This is a genomic window from Flammeovirga sp. EKP202, from assembly GCF_014534745.1.
Taxonomy (GTDB): Bacteria; Bacteroidota; Bacteroidia; order Cytophagales; family Flammeovirgaceae; genus Flammeovirga.
In genome coordinates this window covers 1-20390 of sequence record NZ_JACVVP010000019.1, presented here as the reverse complement: position 1 = coordinate 20390, position 20390 = coordinate 1, and the positions used below count along the sequence as shown (strand labels likewise).

Genomic DNA, 20390 nt, shown 5'->3' with positions numbered 1-20390 from the left:
ATTATTACGTGATTGTTATTAAGTTCTATCGAAAACGTCATAGATGTTATAATGGTTTCATTAGAAACATTAATTAACGTTTAAGATTTATTTTTGAGTATTAACATTTACGAGTTCAATTTATTTAAGATTCTATTATTCTCCTAAATTGTTGAGAATAGTAGTTTTGATTTCATTATACAATGAAAAAACATCATCAATATCTTCATCCATATTGGTTGTGTCATCGTGTTTTAACTTCTGCTCAGAGTGCTTTGCTTTTTCTGACAGTTTGATGATTCCCAATGTAGCTGCAGTACCTTTAAAAGTATGCATAATGGATTTAACATCTTGAATGGAATTATTACTTTTTGCTTCTACCAATTCGTGAATCAGATCATCACCCTCATTAAAAAAGTCTTCAAATGAAAGCTGAATAAGCTCGTTACCACCGTATTTAGCCAACTCTGCTGTTACTGCATAGTCTACAATAATATGACCATGTTCGTCCAATACTTGATCTGTTCTTGGAGTATCATCTTGAATGTCTTCAACGATTTCTTCCGCATCAGGTGGAGAGGAAGTCGTATCATGATCAACTTCAACCGTAGCAGAAGTTTCCATATTACCTTTTGAAGAGAAAGTATCATTCATGATCTCTTCCACTTTATTGAGCAAATCGAAGGCTTTGATAGGTTTTGGTAAAAAGTCGTCCATACCCGCTTTCAAAAACTCTTGTTGTTCTTCTACGAGAGTAAAAGCAGTCATGGCAATAATAGGTGTCTTAAAATCATTAAAGGTTTCATGAATACGTTGGGTTGTTTCCATACCATTCATTTTCGGCATTTGAATATCCATAAAAATGATATCATATTCATTACCAGCTTCTAATAGCTCTAATGCTTTGAAACCACTATTTGCAGAGGTAGTTTTGCACCCTGCTTTTTTCAGAATACTTTCGGCCACCATGATATTGACACTATTATCATCTACTACTAAAATATTAGGTTGAAGACTACTGATCTTTTGAGAGAATAATTCTTTACTCTCTAGATTATTATTGGTAGGAGGTAAGTGATTTACCTCTTTGACTTCAATGGTAAACCAGAAAGTACTTCCTACATTAAGTTCAGACTCAACACCAATATCACCATCCATCATGTTACAGAGTTCTTGAGAAATAGAAAGCCCCAGTCCAGTACCTCCTTTGGTACGTTTGTATGAGTCTTCTACTTGACTGAACTGCTTGAATAACTGCGCCTGTCCATTTTTCGATATCCCGCAACCTGTATCAATTACATCAAACATGAGGGTATAAATACCATTAAATTTTTGAACACCGTTGACATTGATTGTCACAGTACCATCTTCAGTAAATTTAATCGCGTTAGATGTGAGGTTGGATAGAATTTGAAGCAAACGTGTTTCATCAGCGAGAATTACGTTCGGTACGTTGTCTGCAACATTAGATATTAATTGAGTACTCTTATTCTTCGCATTTTGATGGAACAATGCGATAAGTTTAGAGATAGTTACTCGAATATCTATTGGCAGAGGACGTAGCTCCATTTTTCCTGCTTCAATCTTTGATAGGTCAAGGATATCATTCAGGATATTAAGCAAGATTTCAGAAGAACGTTTGATTGTAGAAACATACTTTTTCTGTTCTTGACTAAGTACTGTTGTGCTCAATAAGTCCACCATGCCAATCACACCATTCATAGGTGTACGAATTTCATGTGACATATTCGACAAGAACTGTCTTTTAACTTCTAAAGATTTCTCCGCCAGGTCTTTTGCTTCTCTGAGTTCGTGTTCAGATTGCTTGATTGGTGTAATATCTCTAGCTAAACCTTCTACTCCTGAAGGTTTGAGTTTTTTATCATAAATCAGCCTGAAGTTGGAAAGAATGTAACGTACTTCGCCTTTTTTATTTCGAACAATGCTTTCGTGGTTTTTGACAGCACCTTTTACTGCCAACATTTTCATTAGTCTCGATAAGTCTGATTCTGAAATATAATACTCAGTAACATGCTTGTCGATGATTTCCCCAGGCTTAACGCCTAACATATCTTTTACAGAAGGAGAAATCAAAGTGAAATTACCATCTAAATCAGTTCGGAAATAAACATCTTGGAGTGTTTCAAAGATATTACGGAAAAGCTCTTCACTGTCCGCAATATGAATTTCCATCTTCTTACGCTGTGTAATATTTTGTGTTACTCCGGCAATCTCTTGAATAATTTCTCCATCACCACTCTGCATTCTAACAGGGTTTAGAGAGATAGAGTGCCATTGTTCTGTTCCTAAGAACGTTTGAAATTTATATTCAAAACTGATGGATTCACCATCAAAAACTCTTTTTAATATTTGGTCCCAATGTTCTTCAAAGCGTGGCGTAAATGGAATAATACTATTGAGCATCATGCCTGGCATTAATTCAATATTGGAATATTGTTTAATGTACTCAGCAAAATGCTGATTATACCTTGTTACCATTCCTGTTTTATTGAAAGTCCAGATGGCTTGTTCTCCACTTTCAAAAATGGCTTCTAATTGTGCTCTTTGTGCCCTTACTTTTAATTGACTTTGATCTCTGATAATAGCAGCAGCAAGGATACCTGTTGCTAAATCAAAAAGATTAAGGTCAGGTTTACTGAAGGCCTTTCGGTCAGAAAAAGATTGGACCACGATCATTCCCATTTTCTGGTTATTAGAAATCAAAGGAAGACCCATCCAAATCTCAGGAACATTGATAAGGTTTAGGTTATATTGCTTTGCTAACTTCTGAATGACCTCTTTGTACATAAACATTGGTCTGTTGAGTACGTTAGCCATCGCCAATGCAAATTCACTAGCAGGTACTTCTTCCTTCTCTGCAAGGTCAGAAGTTTTGGTGCTGTAAAAAGGAATATACATTCCTTGTCCCGACAATTTCAAACGGAGCAAAAGAAAACTATCCATATCTACCACCAGTTTCATGGCAAGGTAGACCTTTTCGTAAAGCTCTTGGATTTTCAAGTTTTCTTGCAAAAGCTTTGCGAATGTAATACTTACCTCTTGCTCTAACTCCTTTCTCTTTTTATCAGTGATATCAAAAAGATGTAGGCGGTAACAGTCCTTAGAGTCAGCTTTATAAGAAATATGACAATCAGTGATTCTTTTTTGAGATTCACTTTCTATCGTCAATTCCATTTTATGCTCATCTTGAGATTCTTCAGCCATTTTAAGACCAATAAGAAGCCTTGTACGGTGAGAATTTGGAATAAGGTTAATAAACGTAGTCCTCCTGATTTGAGGATCTGTCATATTCACCAAATTTTTAAAAGGTTCACTTGCAAAGCTGATATTGCCCTTTCTATTAAACACCACTACCATTTCTCTTGAAGAACTAAAAAGCTCTTTCATAAGAATATTGTTTTTTACCAGTTCTTGAACATGAACCGTTTCTTTTGTGATGTTTTGTACCGACAGATAAACGTGCTGTATACCATTGGCGGTGACAGGAACCCCAGCAGTTCTCACTTGTAACTCCACTCCTTTACGGTCTCTGAGTTTTCCCGTGAGGTTTTGAAGCAACCCTTCTAATGAAAAGGTGTCTTCATAATAAAATATCTCTGCAAATTCAGAATAATGTCGACCGACTGTTTCTTCTGGATAATAATCAGTTATATTAAGCATGGCATCATTCCAGAAAATAATGATCCCTGCGTCATTTAATCCAAAAGTTGGAGCATCAGTAGCTTGATAGGCATCTTCAAAAACTTTGAAGTGGCTATTCTCATGAGTTGATACTTTGGGTTTTTGGTCTGAATTATTCATCTTTAATCTATCTCAGTTGCGTCTGCTTCATCATTGTCATCTTTTGCAATGTGTATCGTTTGTGTAGGGAATGCAAATTCAATTCCCATACTTTCTGATATACGCAAAATCTTCAACATGATGTATTCACGAGATTGAAGTTCTTCGCTCCAATCCCTACATTCAAAGAAAATATACAACAATATTTCCAAAGCACTAGCACCAAAGTTATTTAATCGTACCTCATAGAAGTCTTTTCTTGTGGTAGGATGGTCTTCGACAGCTTTTTTTACGGCTTTGATAAACATTTCTATTTTTTCCGTAGGAGTTCCATAAGGTATAGTTAGATATGTTTTAAATCTTCGATACTGCCTTTTTCCTAAATTATCAATATCACTGTCTGACATTGATCCGTTTGGAATGTTGACAAGAGAGTTCGCAAAAGTTCTAATTCGAGTAGTTCTAAAACCGATTTCTTCCACAATGCCTTCTTGCCCTTTGACAACGATCCAATCACCTACTTCAAATGGTTTATCAGTAAAAAGCATTACTGAACCAATGAAATTTTTAATGGTATCTTGTGCTGCAAATGCTAAAGCAACACCACCAAAAGAAATACCAGTAATAAGATGGGTTATATCAAATCCATAAGAATACAAAGTGGCCAAAATACCTAAGGCAAGAGCAATAATTCTGAAAATAACCCTTAGAATAGGTAATAAATTGGCGTCAACGGCATTCGTTTTACTCGAAAAATAACCTATCCTTATGACCAATAAGTCAGCTGCATGGACAAATAAAATTGTTAAGTAAAAGCTAAAAATTGCTTTTATGATGATTGTGAGTACGTAGGCAACAGCACTTGGTAATAACAAAAATGGAGTAATGTAATACCATATAATCATCAAAAGACCAACGGCAATAGGCCTTCTCAACTTTGGTAAAACAATTTTAGCAAACTGCTCTTTTTTGAATCTTAACAATACCCTTTGGAGGATCTGTTTAGTGAACCAAAAACTAAGGATATAAAAAAGGTAACTCACTAAAAGAATACCTGAAATAGTAATCCATTGCCAAAGTTTTATACCAAAAAGTCGTCCTTTACTTTGTTGTAATGAAGAGGTATAAACTACTAATTCTCTAGCAAAAGAAGGGTATGTTTCTACGAATAATTCATGTATTTGATTAGTAGAGTACACCGAGTATTTCCATTGCCCATTTTTTTGTTTTTCCAGGTAAATATTGGGTAGCCTAGGACTTATACTGTATCGTTCTGTTCTACTTTTGGGATCGATATAATTTTTTTCAAGAGGTAGATCTTGTGAGTTAAGATAAATGCTTTTTTGTGTGTAGATTAATTTTAATTCGATAGCTAGTTTTTTTCTTTCTTTTAATGAAAAATGCTCCTGAGAAAAAGCTTGTGCCGAAACATTTTCGTGGTAATTGTCATCTTCAAGGTTTTCTAAGTGGGTGTGCATAGTATGATAGGGAGAACTTAATGAGTACTCCACACCACTTAACTCTTTGAAATTATAAAAGACATGATCATTAGGATAACTTGATATTTCATCATGATCGTCATCCTGACCAATGGCTGTGATGATTGTAGTTGAACAAAAAACTAGAATTAAAAATAAACGCGTTGTCATTTAACAAAGACAGTTTGTAGGTATTTTCTGATATAACAATAGCAAGAGCAACTTACTTTAGATGGTAAAATTATAAAACTTCAAGTGATATTTGCTATTCTTTTTCATCATTATTCAAATGAATGGTTTGAGTTGGGAATGCAAATTTGACCTTAGTTTTATCCGCTATTTCCATAATGGTAAACATTAGTTCCTCCCTTGATTGTAACTCAAAATTGTAGTCATCTGTTTCGAAAAAGACATTAAGTAGAATATCAATCGAACTAGGAGCAAATTGATAAAGACGAACTTGATAACCTTCTTTTCTTGTTGTAGGGTGTTCGTCTATGGCTTTTCTAATTCCCTCAATAAAAGCTTTAACATTGTTGCGATCTGTTCCGTATTCCAAACTCAACATTGTATTGAATCGTCGAAATTCTCTCTTTCCCATGTTGTCTACCTCATTGTCTGCTGCAATATTGTTCGGTAAACTCACCAATGAATTATTAAAAGTTCTAATCTTCGTCGTTCTAAATCCGATCTCTTCTACAATCCCTGATTGCCCTTTGACTACAATAGAATCACCAACTGAAAATGGTTTATCTGTAAAAAGCATAATCGATCCAATAAAATTTTTGACAGTGTCTTGAGCAGCAAACGCGATGATCAAACCACCGAAAGAAATGCCTGTTACAATGTTATTGATGTTATATCCTAATATCTTTAAGAACAAAAGAAAGCCGACCATAAGAGCGACAATTCTTAATGATGAACGTAATACAGGAGTGAGGTGCTCATCAATATTCCATCTCTTTTTTCGAGGACTAGGAGCCATGACTTTTAGAACGATCACATCCGCAGTTCTAAAAATGAGTATGATTAATGTAAATCCAAAAATGATTTTACAGAGTACGGTTAACCCAAATGCTATAGTGCTATCCAATAAAAGTAATGGGATCAGCATATAAAACAAGAAGTCAAGAATTGCAATTGTGATTGGTCTTTTAAACTTCAAAATTACAGTACTGATAAAATATTGATTTCCCGCTTTAGAGAAAAATTGTTTAATCAAGAAAGCGAGTACTCGAATTACAATGAAATATACAATATACATTAAGGCATTAATGACCAATAAGGCCCCCCATTGCCAAAGTTTAAGCCCTAAAACGTATTGATTCCCTTTTTCTATTTTGGATACAAACTTTATAATATCTCTAGAATAAGGAGGGAAAGTTTCTTTAAAGATTTTATTGATTTTTAATGCGGAATAACTTGAGTACCTCCATCTTTCGCCTACTTTGATCAAGTAGATCTCAGGAAGTTTATCACTGATTATAAAGCGCTTTTTACCAGTATTTTTTTCCACATGATCTTTTTGAAGTGGTAAATCCAATTGATTTAAATAAATACCTTTTCCTGCGAAGATCAATTTAAGTTCTTCTGCCAATTCTACACGTGTATCAAGATTCCCCACACTGGTCGGAATCACTCTTGCAGCGGTTTTAGGATGATAATTTTGCTCATCTAAAAAATCCAAATGTGTATGTAAGGCATGATAAGGAGTACTCTGAGAGTATTCAACAGAGTCATAGATATAGAACTTGTAAAAGTCATGATCATTCGGATGACTTTCAAGAAGAATTTCTCCCTCTTCTTCCTGGGCAAAAAGGGGTATAGAAGGGCAGATTAAAATTATTAATAATAAGGGGAATAATATTTTACTCATTTTTAAGAAACAGTAGTATATTGATTGGATTTTAAAACTTACTTTGTTTTAATTCAAACGAAATATATTTTTTTAGGTTTTAGTTCGAAAACAACAAATGGAATACAAAGCAATAATTTTTGACCTTGGGGGTGTTATTCTCAACTTAAGATACGAAAATACTTTAGAAAAATTCGCCGAAATTTTAAATAAACCTGTAGAACCTTTTTATACTAAAAAACAGCAAACATCACTATTTGATGATTACGAAAAAGGGAATATTACATCTCAGGAATTTCGTTTGGGAATTAGAGAGTTATTAGATGAGCCTATTACTGACGAACAAATTGATTTGGCATGGAATGCAATGTTATTAGACTTGCCAGTTGAAAGAATTGAAATGCTGAAGGAATTAAAAGAGAAGTATAGAATTTTCTTACTTTCCAATACCAATGAAATTCATATCAATGCCTTCAATAAGATTGTTATTGATACTTTAGGAGAAGATTTTGGGGATTTCAAACAACTTTTTGAGCAAGCTTATTATTCTTTTGAGATGGGAGATAGAAAGCCTCATCCGAGTATTTTTGAAACAGTGGTCGCTAAAAACAATTTAGATAAGGCGACTACGCTTTTTATTGATGATTCTATTCAACATGTAGAAGGTGCAAAACAAGCAGGATTACACGCTCATCATTTGGAAGACCTAAATGTTATTGGATTTTTGAAGTTAGAAGGTATTTATTAATAATTAATGTTAAAAAATATAAAACTAGACCAATAATTGGTGAAATAAAGTCGGTTACTAAATCTTTTCATTCCATAAGAAAGATTTTACCCTAATTTCGCCAATTGGAAAACATAACGAAATGAACGAGTTTAAGAGAATCAACAATCTAGTGGGGTGGGCACTTTTTTTAATATCGCTTGCCGTCTACACTATTTCAATGGAAGAAACCGCCAGTTTTTGGGACTGTGGTGAATTCATTGCCGTATCATACAAACTGATGGTTCCGCACCCTCCGGGAGCACCATTTTTCTTATTAATTAATAGACTTTTTTCTTTCCTAGCTTTTGGTGATGTACTTAAAGTAGCTTGGTGGATTAACTTCCAATCGGCATTTATGAGTGCACTAACAATCTTGTTCCTGTATTGGACTATTGTAATGTTAGGTATGAAAATCATCAAACCTTCAAAAGAAGGATATGGTTTAAAAGATAAGATCTTATTATTTGGCTCTTCAGCAGTAGGAGCATTAGCTTATACTTTCTCAGATACTTTTTGGTTCTCAGCTGTAGAAGCAGAAGTTTACGCAATGTCTTCAGCAATTACAGCATTGGTATTCTGGGCAATTTTAAAATGGGAGTATATCGAAGATCATTCAGCATCGAATAGATGGCTGATTATGATTGCTTATATTATTGGTTTATCAATTGGTGTCCATCTGGAAAACTTACTTTGTTTACCAGCATTAGCCATGATCTATTACTATAAAAAGTACCCTAATAATATCACTTTAAAAGGGACAATTATAGCAATGGGTATTGGTGGAGCAATTATCTTGGGAGTTATCATTATTGTGATTCCTGGCCTTCCTTCCATTGCATTTGTATTCGATAAGATATTTGTAAATACATTCGGAACATCGTTCGGAACAGGTGGTTTGTTCTTCTCATTTACATTAGTAGCAAGTTTGGTGTACGGAATTTACTTCACTCAGCAAAAAGCTATGGTGACGTTGAATAACTTATTATTAGGTGTAGCATTTATTCTTGTTGGATATATGAGTTACACATTAGTATTAGTTCGTTCAAACCAGCACACACCTATTAATGAAAATGCTCCAGATGATCTTCTAGGATATGTATCTTACTTAAAGCGTGAGCAATACGGTGATCGTCCTCTTTTATACGGTCCAACTTATGATGCACAGCACGTAGGAACAAAAGAAGATGGTGATAAATACCGTGAAGCTACTCGTAATGGTAAGGACTATTATGAAGTGTATGATCACAAAACGAAAGCAGAATATGCATCAAAAGATATGATGTTGTTCCCTCGTTTATATTCTAAAACGGGGCCTCATCCACAATTGTATAGAGAGTGGGCAGGGATAGAATCAGGACAAAAACCTACGTTTGGTAACAATATTTATTATTTCATCCGATACCAAATTGGCCACATGTACTTACGTTATTTCATGTGGAACTTTGCAGGTAGAGAAAGTGATGAAAAAGATGCCGGTTACTTAAAACCTTGGCATGATTTAGAGGAACTTCCTGAGTTGTTAGCAAAAAATAAAGCAAGAACAAACTTCTATTTCTTGCCATTAATATTAGGTTTATTAGGAGTATTCTTCCATTACAAGAGAGACCAGAAAAACTTCTGGGTAGTAATGATTATGTTCCTGACATTGGGTGTCGCACTAGTTGTTTACTTGAATTCACCACCGGTAGAACCTAGAGAGCGTGATTATATCTATGCCGCCTCCTTCTATGCATTTGCTATTTGGATTGGTTTCGGAGCATTAGCCTTAGCAGAGTTCTTCTCTGAGAAAATGGGTAAAAATGGAGCTGTCATCGGTATTGCATTGAGTATGGTTGTTCCTGTTCTTATGGGAGCGAAAGGATGGGACGGACATAACCGTTCGAATAGATTCCACTCAGTTGATCAAGCGAGAAATACTTTAGCGAGTTGTGCTCCTAATGCCATCTTATTTACAGGTGGAGATAATGATACATTCCCATTGTGGTATGTTCAAAATGTAGAAGAATTTAGAACTGACGTTCGTGTGGCAGTATTAAGTTACTTCAGTACGGGTTGGTACTTGGATCAGATGAAGCAAAAGCAATATGAGTCTGAACCACTGCCATTATCGATCAGTAGCCATAACTATAGAGAAGGTAAAAATGATTATGTACCATTAGTTGAGGATGAAAGAGCTCAAAACGGTGTAAATCTTAAAGCCTACTTAGCCTCTGTAGAAGCGAACAACCCTGTAACACAAGTAGGATTACAAGGTGGTCAAACAACGGCGAAACTACTTTCTAGAATCTTTATTTTGGATGTAGATAGTGCGGCAGTTGTGAAGAGTGGTATTATTCCAAAAGGCATGGAGGGTAGAATCAAACCAAAAATGGCTTGGAGATTAAAGAATGATAAAACGTACATCTTCAAAAACGAATTAGCACTATTAGACTTAATCGCAACCAACAATTGGGAGCGTCCTATCTATTTCAATAATACATCAGCCAATACGATCAATATGGATCTAAGAAGTTACTTATTCTTGGAAGGTATGACGTATAGATTACTTCCTATCCAAGCCAATACATTTGGTGAAGTAGGTGAAGTAAATACAGAGGTGATGTTGAAAAACATTGAGAAATTTGCTTTCAGAGGTATGCAAGATGAAAGTGTTTATTACGATGATGAATACAGAAAATTTGGAGCCAATACTCGTAATAATATTTACAGACTTTCTGAGAAATTGTATGTTGATGGTTTAGCGAAAGAAGATGAAGCGAAGTTGAAGCTTTCGAAGGAGAAGTTAGACTGGATTCTTTCAATGATTCCTGATACAACAATTCCTTATAGCTTCTATTCTCCTAAATATATGGAGCTATATTATAAATTGGGAGCTACAAAAGAGGCAAATGAAATCTTCGATATACTTGTAAGAAGAAGTCAGGAAAATGTAAACTATTATGCAAATACAGGTAGAGGCACTGAAAGTGTTGCTCGTAGAAGCTTGATTGTTTTACAACAGTTAGCTCAGATTTTTGAGTCGAACTTAAAATTAGTAAATGCTAGATTGAGTGAGCGTGAAAAAGGAGATGTAGATCCATTAACTGGACAAGTAATTAATGAAGTACCATCTTATTCAGAGCATGTGACTTCAGAGTTGTTCTACAAAAACCTTTCAACGGAACAGCTGAAAGAATTACAGCAAATTTTCCAAGCTGACGCACTTCAGTCAAGAGAAGCATTTAGCTCAGCTTACGAAAACATGATGGGAACGAGATAGTTTCTTTTATCCCTCAAAATAAAGCAATTGATCCAATCAATTGTATAAATTCTAAAAATCCACACTTATTTTTTATAGGTGTGGATTTTTATTTTGTTGTATTTCAGTGTTTTGGTGTGAAAATTTAAAAATATTTAATAAATCTGTCACAAATCATTTACTCGAATTGTTTTAGTGACAGATTGAGTAAAATATTTGACTTCAATTATCTTTCTATATGTATATTATTATAGCATTTTTTATATTGCATTGGTACAGTTCGCTGTTCTTCCAAACTTTTTTCTTGCATCGTTACGCGGCACATGCCATGTTTACGATGTCTAAAACAACTGAAAAAATATTCTTTGTTTTAACCTATATCTTTCAAGGATCAAATTATTTAAGTGCTTATGGATACGGAATTATGCACCGTATGCATCACGCTTTCGCTGATACTGAAGAGGATCCACATTCTCCAAAGTATTCTCCTACACTATTTGCTATGATGTGGCAGACAAAAAATATCTATACAGATATTTGTAAAGGCAAGGTGGTAGTAGATGCTAAATTCACTAAGAATGTACCAGAATGGCATTCATTTGATAAATTCGCAAGTAGTTGGGTAAGTAGAATTGGATGGGGATTATTTTATGTAGCAGTTTATGTTTACTGCTATACAACATATGATTTATCACCGTTTATCTTCTTGTTATTACCAATTCACTTTTTAATGTCTCCAGTACATGGGGCGATCATCAACTGGTTTGCACATATCTATGGTTATAGAAACTTTGAAGTAAGCGATACATCGACAAACTTTCTTCCTTTTGACTTCTTAATGATGGGTGAATCTTACCATAACAATCACCATGCAAGAGGCTCAAGAGCAAACTTTGGTGGTATTCGTTGGCATGAAATCGATCCAACTTATTTGATCATTGTAGTATTGGATAAAGTAGGGGTAATACATTTGAAACAAAATTCAGATAAGAAAACAAACTCTGTAGGAAAGAAAACCGCAGTTGCAGGTTAGTAGAAATCGGAGTGTATATAAAACGAAAGAGTCATGTTCTAACAAGAACATGACTCTTTTTTATATTCCCCCAACAAATGTTTTAGGAGGGAAAGTTAGAATATTTAAAGACCGAAAGAGTTATACCTAATAAAAACTGATATGAAAATAACTTTACGTTTTCTACTTTTTAGTTTTTAACTACAATACAAATGTCTTTCATTCCATCCTCAATGAGTTACATTATTTCGTTAATCATTTACACAAAAACGTCAACTTAAAAAACTACTATTACTAAAGTGTAAAAATATTTTTCACTCCAATTACAATTTATTAGTTTGAAAAAAGAATAATGACTCAACTACTTTTTAAATGAAGAAATACACAATCGTATCCAATGAAGATCATCCTCACGATAGTTACAAAAGAATAGCAGAGGATTTTAAAGGGACTTGGGATGGAGCAGAAATGATGATTGATAATGAGGATTTGAAACTACAGATTACCTCTTTTGAATATATGGGAGGAATGTTTGTCGGACATTTACAAATGAACAGCAATACACAGATCATTTATTCTAATGTTCCGAATGATGATGAGAACTTTGTAGTGATGAGAATAGGTTATTCGGGTGCCTATTCAAAAAAAGATAAGTATAGAAGATTTAATCACGACGGTATATTTCTTTATAATGCCAATCAATTATTTAATATAGAATACCCTTTTCAGATCAGTTGTCAATGGATTACGATTCGTTTCCCATTAGAAGTATTTAATTATTTTGATGAAGGAGGAGACTCTAAATTAAGGGATCTATTGAATGAAGAAGGAGATTGGTTTCATTATTTTACACTTTCGCCTAAAATAGAAGGGTATGTCAATGAGTTGGTCAAAGCGAGTCATAACAAGACGAAAAGGAAGTACTCCTTCTTATCGAGAGCATTGGATATTTTAGGGGCTTTTAAAGAGAAAATGGAAAAAGGACAAACGACTAAATCCAATATCAAAATTCATCCTGATGACTTCAGTAGCATGGTATTATTAAAAGATAAGATCCTTTCTGATTTCACAACCCCTCCTAACTTAAATACTCTGAGTTTTGAATTAGGAATGAGTATTTCAAAACTAAATCGAAATTTCAAAGCCGTTTACCAACAACCCATTCTTCAATACTTTAATCAACACAGAACGGAAGAAACATATAGACAAGTAAAATACTCTGACAAAAGCTTAACAGAAATAGCAGATGACCTTGGTTATAGTCATGTGGGGCACTTGAGTAGAACTTTTAAAAAGCAATTTGGATATGCACCTTCTTCTATTAGAGGGACGTTGCAATAGTTAAAACGAGAATAACGAAATCTTGTAACCACTTGCAGAAATCTTGTAAATAATTCGAGAAATGGTCAATGATATTTGTAATGTGATCAAAAACTAAAATCAATGAAGACTTATTCATTGTTTCTTTTTGATCCAAAAAACATCATTTTCAAACTATTTCAATTTCGAGATGAACAAGATTTCTACATTAAATAAGTGGAGGCGAATTAGTCTTTACTTTGTGATTATTAATTGCTGTTTACTTTCTTTTCAGTCATTTGCTCAAGAAAATAAAGAAAATTTAGTTGGTGTTAAAGGGGCGATCAACCCTTTACAAATGAATGCCAAACAATTGGTAGGTCAAGAACTTATTGATGATGCATTCCCTAATTCCATTCCAATTTTTGGTTCCAAATCAAGAATTAAATTCGGTGGTTATGTGAAGATGGATTATATCCAAGACTTCAATTACATCGGTTCTGCTTATGAATTCGAAAGTGCCACCATTCCAATTCCAGGTACCCCAGATTCTTATCTGAAAGGACAGTCTACATTCCATGCAAAAGAAACACGTTTCAATGTTGACTTTAGAACTGTTGTTAAAGGAACAAGATCTGGTAAAGAAATGCCATTACAAATTTTTATTGAAATGGATTTCTTCGAAGATAATCCGGCTTTATTCCGTCAACCTCGTTTACGTCACGCCTATGGTGTATTTGGAAATATCTTAGCAGGTCAAACTTGGTCTATTAATGCTGATTTAAGTGCATTACCCGGTATAATTGACTTCGGTGGTGGTGACGGTACTTATGGTGACCGTGTGATCCAAATTCGATGGACCGACAAAATCACGAAGAACCTAAGCTATACTGTAGGTATGGAAGGTCCTAAAAGCTCAATCGACAACCCTTATGAATTGGAAGGTGTAGCACGATCAACGATGCCTACTTTTGCTGGTAACGTAAGGTGGGAAATGAACAAATACTCTCATATGCAATTGGGTGCTGATGTGTTTCAACATCATTGGCAAGGTGGACAAACAGGCCCAACTAAAAAAGCGTATGGCTACGGACTTAACCTAACAGGTCGTTTTGTATTGGACCAAAAACATAGAAATTCATTGATGTTTGGAGCCTCGACCGGTAAAGGTGTTGGACACAGAATTTTATTCTTGGAGTTCTCACCTAGTGATGGTGTAATCTCAGATAATCAATTGGAGTTATTGAATGCTCACCAAGCCTATATTGGATATAATCACTACTGGACAAAAAGCTTGAACTCAACAGTAGCCGCCTATTATGCCTCTTTAAATACAATTGACGCACAGTCAGATGAAACCACGCAAAGTGGAGGTACTTTCCACGCCAACTTAGTTTGGTTGCCTTATGATAATGTTTCTTTTGGTGTTGAATACATCCATGGTTTACATGAAGTAAGAGATGGCAGAATTGGTCAAGCGAATCGTATGCAATTTATGGCTCGATTCAGAATTCCTTAAAGAAGAAAACAATCAAATAAGATAAATAAAGTATTGATCAAAAAGTTAGGTCTCGTTCAGTCACATCACATGGATAGATCCTAATAGTTCAATACGCCCATTTTATCAACCTTATTAATTAAAAATGAAAAATCATAAAAACAGTTTCTCATCAGCTAGAAAACAAATTATCAAACTTTCATCCGTTTTATTACCTATTAGTATGATGTTCAATACAAGTTGTACTACTTCAACAGCTCAAGATGAAAATGTTGTAACAGTACCAAAGTCAGATAAATATGTTAGTAAGATAACAGAGTTGACTTCTCCAATGTCAAAAGTGAAAGACGGTTTCCCTCTAGAATTTGTCAAGGAAACTCACCGAAACTTTTATACACCTAACTGGCAAGGAGCAGGTGATCAATCCGTATATATCAACCTTAACCTTCCTGAGTTTGTCAATGTAGATATTGCAATGCCTACACACGAAAGACGTCAGTTAGAAAGAGAGATCAACTCGGACTTAGGAAATCTTACTTTTACACAAGAAGATGGAACTGAAACGCCAACTTTAAATGATTACCTTAACGATGACTATAACAGAGTGCAGGGGATCATCATGGCACACAAAGGAAAAGTGATTTTTGAAGCTTATCCTGGTATGAAATCTACTGATTTTCATGTATGGATGTCGGCTTCTAAAACGACAGTCGGTACAATCTGTCTATTGTTGGAAAGTGAAGGTAAATTGGATTTAGAAAAACCAATCACTTTTTATGCACAAGAATTAAGAGGGACTGCATGGGATAAAGTTTCTGTAAAAAATGCCTTAAACATGGCTTCAGGGCTTAATCTTGAAGAAACAACAGCCGCTTTCTCTGACCCGAATAGCTGGATTGAACAATACTTTGCGTCTTTATTTGATGGAAAAGGTAAAGATTGGATTGAAGTAATGAGAGAAGTACAACCTATTGAAGGAGAAAATCCTGGTGATAGATTTAGATATTCTACAGCTATTACACAAGCGTTAGTACTTGCGATTGAAAATGTTACAGATAAAGCATTTAAAGATGTTTTTAATGAGAAAATATGGTCTAATGTAGGAGTAGATAACCAATTTATGGTAGGTTTAGCTTCTGATTACCACGCAGTAGGTGGTGGCCTTGTAAACACTACAATTGAAGATGCTCTTAAATATGCGATGATGTATACTCCTAGCTGGAATGTAGTGTCTGATGAAAGAGTGATCACTCCTGAAATCTTAAACAGAATTAGAACATTAGGTGATCCTAAAGCTTATGTAGGTTGTGAAGAAGAAGCCTACAGTTTAGAATGGACAGGTGAAAAAGCAGAACGTAATTCAGCACAATGGGATCACGTTTGGGCAGATGGAGCCATGTTCAAACACGGTAATATGCACCAAGGTATTTATGTGGATGCAGACAGAGATTTCGTAGCTTTTGTATTCTCAAATACACCCAATGAAAGATCAGACAGAAACCCTGGTTTTATGCGTGCAGTAGCCAAAAAAGTAGCAGGAAAATAAGAATGATAGAATAAAATAGTTTTAAAAAGCTCATTAGAGTTGGTCATTGCACTAATTCTGATGGGCTTTTTTGTTTTCTGGTTTTTAGTGAAAATGTTTTAGCCGATTCCTTGTATACAGCAGCCTTTATCTTGTAATTCATTCCTTTTAAAAACCTAGATCTTTGTTTAATAAGCTATTAAGGAAATGATTCCTTAAGAAGAAAACGATCAAATAAATAACCAGTATTAATTAAAAAATACAGAATAATGAATCGACAAAATAAAATTTTCACATACTTGTTTACATCGCTTTTAATGATAACCACAATAAGAGTAGCTGACGCTTGCACCGGAATTCGACTTATGTCTAAAGACGGTTCGCCAATATTTGGGCGTACAATGGAATTCGGTGGAGAAATGCTTCCGTTCAGTCTTATTGTCGTTCCAAGGGGTCATACATATACCGGCAATACACCTGATGGTGAAAACGGTATGAAATGGAATGTAGATCTTGGTTTTGTAACTGCCGTGCCTACTGCAATGCCTGGGGCCGCAGTAGAAGGTATAAATGAGGCTGGTTTACAAGGTGGAGGATTCTTTTTTGATCCATACCCTAAAGCAAAGTGGCAGAAAGCTGATCCTGAAAATTATGACAAAACTATTTCTGGTTGGCAGGTGATTACTTATATTCTGTCAAAAGCAAGAACGGTTGAAGATGTGAAACGTCTTTTGCCAAAAATCAATGTAGTGGAAGGTGTGTCCGTTCCAGATGAAATGGGTTGGGGCATTGAGCCAAAAGTTCATTATGCATTTAATGATGAAACAGGGGCTTCAATTGTTGTTCAATATCTCAATGGAGAACTAAACATATTTGATAACCCACTCGGTACACTTACAAACGCACCAGATTTTCAATGGCATCAAGAGAACCTTACACAGTTTACAAGTCTTCCGATTAATCAAGTCCCACCCTTTGAGCTCGTTCAAGAAACGGAAGGACCTACCGGTCTAGATATTGGAAGTAAGGCAGATTTACCTGGAGCGATGACCTCTCAAAATCGTTTTGTGCGTGCAGCCATCTTTAGCCAAACTGCACTGCCATTTGATGACGCAGAGACAGGTGTACAGAGAGTATTAAACATCCTTCATAATTTTGATATCCCATATGGTTACAAATCTTATCGTCACGTAAATGGAGATACTTACCCTCAGTATACGCAGTGGACAAGCATTTCAGACTTGCGAAATCGCAGGCTATATTTCAAGACATTTGCGAATCCCACTGTCCAGTATATAGATTTAAATGATGTGGATTTAGATAATGATAAAATAGTAACCATTCCAGTAAGTACAGGATTTACAGCTCAGTCTGTAACCCTGCCGAACAACTAGGATCAATGATCAATAAATACATTGTAAACGAAGTTTTCGAATATTGATAGTGTTTAGAAATCTCCTTATTTCTAACATTAAAAGAATCAACGAAAACAAAGTTTACAATGTATTTTGCATTATGACTAAAGTAACCCAGTCTTTCTTGCACCATAGTTAAAATTATGGGCAGGTGGTAAACCAAACTCATCAAGACTAAAGTTTTAAAGGTTGGTAACGTAGGCAACACTTTAGTGTTGTTGGAGTTCGTATCACAAGTCCATGACTTCTCTTATGGTTAATCCAAATTTCTAAAGGAAAATAAAGTACCCGTAGGAGAGATTATGGTTGATCCGCATACCAGCAAAAAGTTTTGCTTCTTTGATGATCCGGATGAATTGCCGATTGAGCTTTATGAAAAATAAATCTATTGGTTTTCTACCTAATTCGTTTGGTAGTGCTTCCCCGGCCTTGAAGGGAAAAGCGTTAAGAATTACATGAATTGAGCCGTTAAAAATGATTTTCTTGTTCGAGCAAAGCGAGTTTAAAATCATTTAGGCGAAAGGAATGGAATTTAGCTTTTGACTTCTAAGCCTTGACTTTTTTGCTTCGTTTTTGTGTTAAGACAAAAATGAAGAAGAAGGAAGCTTGAAAGTAGATCCTATAAATGCTTGATAAACGATTAATTGGAAGTTAATGGAAACTCAGTTTACAGTGTAGTACTTCGTTTTGATCTAACTAAAATAATCAATATTCTTTCCTTTCAAAGCAGAAGGAGCATAGCCAAAATGATTTTTAAAGGTTTGGCTCAGATGTCCCACATGACTGAAGTTTAAGTCCATGGAGATCTCGGTCAAACTCTTATTGGTGTAAATAATTTGTCGATGTGCTTCTTCGATTTTTTGCTGATTATAAAACTGAACGATAGGCTTACCGAATACTGATTTGAAAGTGCGATTTAGTTTAGAAACACTCATGCCGTATTTTTCACTCAGTTCCGTAAGGTTAGGGATTTCGGTAAAGTCGGCTAAATGATTTTCTCTTAAATCAATCATTACCTTTAAATCTTCAGGATGAATATTTTTCTTATGCTTTTCAGAGTCGTCTTCAATTTTGTCTTTTAAAAGCTGAATGATTTCAATCGCTTTTGTAAAAAAGAAAGTGTGTTTTCTTTTATCCTTATCCACGTTTTTAATGATTGCTCTTACTCTGCTTTCTATTTCTGCATTAAGAGAATAGTAGTTTATCCAAGGCGTATCATTTTCAAAAAGCTCAATTAGTTTGTTCTTTTTGTCTCCAGCAAATTGTTGGAAAAAGGAAAGCGAAAACCGAATGTATACCCATTGAGTGAATTGTCCATGAGGAAATTCAATATCATGCATTTGGCTGGAATTGATTAAAATACCCGCATTATTAAATTTCTTAACTGAACCATCTCTCTTATAAGTCACACCTATACCCAGCCTTACAGTGATATAATGTTCATCCGTCAGTGCAGTTTGTTTGAAAATAATAGGGCGATCTGATTCTAACTCGAAAACACCTACAATTAAATTATTTAAGAACTCAAAAGAATTGATTTTTGACTTACACCAATCCGTATGGATAGTGAGTTCTTCTCCATCCCAATTTCCCCCTAATGTATCCGCAAAATTTTGAAATCTTTCATGAGGATGTTCTCCTATAGAATTGACGATAAATGGTTCTTTCTCTTTCATATTACTATTCAATAAGTCAGATCTCTAGTTAATTAAAGTAATCGATATTCTTCCCTTTCAAAGTAGATGGAGCATAGCCAAAGTGATTTATAAAAGATTGGCTTAGATGTCCCACGTGACTGAAGTTTAAGTCCATAGAGGTTTCCATCAAACTTTTATTCGTATAAAGTATTTGTCGGTATGCTTCCTCTAGCATTTGAACAGATACTGAGCTTTGAGGTTAATATTAATCCTAATTTTTATAATGTACTAATCTAATGAATTAAGAGCTAGTTTGTCAAAGAATACTATTAATAAGTGATCGAATAGAATGCCCAAATGATGTAAATATTAAATCAAACTATGCCAATCATTTTTTGCGACAGCCTTTACTTTTGTCTTGTTATTCAATAAACAAAAGAATTATGATCAACGAAAAGTCAATCAATTTCTGGTCGAAACTAGAAGTAAAAGTATTAAATGGAACAGCCAAAGAAGGTGCCGACTACCATACACAAAGAAGAGCAATAGAAGAATGTGCCGCTACAATAGACGGCTTTCAATATGGTGAACTGATGCTTTCTTCTGAGGATGATAGTAAGTTTATTGTAATGTGTGGATGGCATTCAGAAGAAGATTTTGAGCAATGGTTAAAAAGTCCAGTTAGAGCACAACAGAATGAAGATCTTTCAAAGTTATTAGAAGTAGAAATGAAGGAAAGTAAATACGATAGTTTCCATCAGTTCAGTCAGCTAAAACTTTCATAAAATTACTGATCTAGTCAATTAGTACACTGTAAACTAAATTTTAGTAAATTGAAGATCTTAAATTTAAAGAGATGAAAAGAGATCATATTCAATTAAGTG

General features: G+C 34.7%; 13 protein-coding genes. 8 read left to right on the top strand and 5 right to left on the bottom strand.

All coding sequences use genetic code 11. The annotated features are described in order from the left end of the window. Positions 1–135 precede the first annotated feature (135 nt). From IC221_RS13180 to IC221_RS13170, 3 genes are all read right to left on the bottom strand, one after another. On the bottom strand, positions 136–3801 hold the full coding sequence (locus IC221_RS13180) for a PAS domain-containing hybrid sensor histidine kinase/response regulator (protein ID WP_188169417.1): 3666 nt from the start codon (positions 3799–3801) through the stop codon (positions 136–138). A 2-nt stretch (positions 3802–3803) separates the two neighbouring features. Continuing rightward, positions 3804–5429: a mechanosensitive ion channel family protein gene (locus IC221_RS13175; protein WP_188169416.1), complete on the bottom strand. Its 1626-nt coding sequence runs from the start codon at positions 5427–5429 to the stop codon at positions 3804–3806. A 94-nt stretch (positions 5430–5523) separates the two neighbouring features. Then, positions 5524–7134 (bottom strand): mechanosensitive ion channel family protein, encoded by a 1611-nt coding sequence (locus tag IC221_RS13170; protein WP_188169415.1) that lies wholly within the window; start codon positions 7132–7134, stop codon positions 5524–5526. Positions 7135–7231: 97 nt separating this feature from the next. Here IC221_RS13170 and IC221_RS13165 point away from each other — a divergent pair, with 97 nt between their 5' ends. The 7 genes from IC221_RS13165 to IC221_RS13135 all read left to right on the top strand — a co-directional run bounded on the left by IC221_RS13165 (position 7232) and on the right by IC221_RS13135 (position 17848). Then, a complete protein-coding gene (locus tag IC221_RS13165) occupies positions 7232–7861 on the top strand; it encodes an HAD family phosphatase (protein ID WP_188169414.1) in 630 nt (209 codons plus the stop codon). Between the two features lie 121 nt (positions 7862–7982). Then, positions 7983–11141 carry a DUF2723 domain-containing protein gene (locus IC221_RS13160; protein WP_188169413.1) on the top strand — a complete coding sequence of 1053 codons (3159 nt, stop codon included), beginning with the start codon at positions 7983–7985 and terminating at the stop codon, positions 11139–11141. Between the two features lie 217 nt (positions 11142–11358). Then, the gene (locus IC221_RS13155; RefSeq protein WP_188169412.1) at positions 11359–12153 is read left to right on the top strand and encodes an acyl-CoA desaturase; all 795 of its coding nucleotides are present in this window, start codon (positions 11359–11361) and stop codon (positions 12151–12153) included. Positions 12154–12504: 351 nt separating this feature from the next. Then, positions 12505–13473 (top strand): AraC family transcriptional regulator, encoded by a 969-nt coding sequence (locus tag IC221_RS13150; protein WP_188169411.1) that lies wholly within the window; start codon positions 12505–12507, stop codon positions 13471–13473. Between the two features lie 169 nt (positions 13474–13642). Then, positions 13643–14950: a DcaP family trimeric outer membrane transporter gene (locus IC221_RS13145; RefSeq protein WP_188169410.1), complete on the top strand. Its 1308-nt coding sequence runs from the start codon at positions 13643–13645 to the stop codon at positions 14948–14950. A 124-nt stretch (positions 14951–15074) separates the two neighbouring features. Beyond that, positions 15075–16475 (top strand): serine hydrolase, encoded by a 1401-nt coding sequence (locus IC221_RS13140; RefSeq protein WP_188169409.1) that lies wholly within the window; start codon positions 15075–15077, stop codon positions 16473–16475. Positions 16476–16771: 296 nt separating this feature from the next. Then, complete coding sequence (locus IC221_RS13135) at positions 16772–17848, top strand: linear amide C-N hydrolase (RefSeq protein WP_223241375.1); 1077 nt, start codon at positions 16772–16774, stop codon at positions 17846–17848. Between the two features lie 713 nt (positions 17849–18561). Here IC221_RS13135 and IC221_RS13130 read toward each other — a convergent pair. Together IC221_RS13130 and IC221_RS13125 are read right to left on the bottom strand one after the other, a co-directional pair. After that, positions 18562–19545 carry a helix-turn-helix transcriptional regulator gene (locus tag IC221_RS13130; RefSeq protein WP_188169407.1) on the bottom strand — a complete coding sequence of 328 codons (984 nt, stop codon included), beginning with the start codon at positions 19543–19545 and terminating at the stop codon, positions 18562–18564. Between the two features lie 28 nt (positions 19546–19573). Next, positions 19574–19741 (bottom strand): helix-turn-helix domain-containing protein, encoded by a 168-nt coding sequence (locus IC221_RS13125; RefSeq protein ID WP_188169406.1) that lies wholly within the window; start codon positions 19739–19741, stop codon positions 19574–19576. Between the two features lie 208 nt (positions 19742–19949). Between IC221_RS13125 and IC221_RS13120 the strand changes: the two genes are divergently transcribed. Further along, entirely contained in the window at positions 19950–20291 is a 342-nt protein-coding gene (locus tag IC221_RS13120; RefSeq protein WP_188169405.1) for an antibiotic biosynthesis monooxygenase, read from the top strand. The last annotated feature ends 99 nt before the right edge of the window (positions 20292–20390 follow it).